The organism is Streptomyces doebereineriae (genome assembly GCF_031845645.1).
Lineage (GTDB): Bacteria > Actinomycetota > Actinomycetes > Streptomycetales > Streptomycetaceae > Streptomyces > Streptomyces canus.
In genome coordinates this window covers 1-586 of record NZ_JAVREZ010000091.1, presented here as the reverse complement: position 1 = coordinate 586, position 586 = coordinate 1, and the positions used below count along the sequence as shown (strand labels likewise).

The 586-nt window shown below is 69.3% G+C and carries 1 protein-coding gene; it reads left to right on the top strand.

The window, feature by feature from the left end:
- The coding region (locus tag RNB18_RS50850; RefSeq protein WP_311720908.1) for a type VII secretion protein EccB at window positions 1-586 on the top strand (586 nt) is incomplete at both ends.

Below are 586 nucleotides of genomic sequence, written 5' to 3'. Positions count from 1 at the left end.
AAGCGAAGGCTGATCGCACAGTTCCTGCAACCCAACCCGACCGGCTCCGAGGAAGGCGCCCCGCGCCCCCTGCGCGCGGTCCTGCCTGGCGCGATCATCGGGGTCGTCATCCTCGCCGGATTCGGTGCCTGGGGCATGTTCAAGCCGGTGGCCCCCAAGGAGTGGGACAAGCCCCACGAGAACGTCATCATCGCCAGTGAGTCCACCACCCGTTACGTGGTGCTGAAGACCGGCGACAAGAAGCAGCTCCACCCCGTCCTGAACATGTCCTCGGCCAAGCTCCTGCTCGACCCGGGCAAGGGCAAGGTCGTCAACGTCGACGAGTCGGTCCTCGACAACGGCAAGATCCCGCACGGCGCGACCCTCGGCATCCCGTACGCCCCCGACCGGCTGCCCGACCCCAAGGACGCCGGGACCGCCAAGCGCTGGGCCGTCTGCGAACGGCCCGGCGAGGGCGGCCGCGCCATCCAGAAGGCGGCCTTCCTCTTCGCCGAACGCGACAAGGGCAAGACCGAGGGCAAGGGGAAGCTGCGCGGCGGCGAGATGATGTACGTCCAGGGGCCGGAGCCCGACCGGACCCGCTACC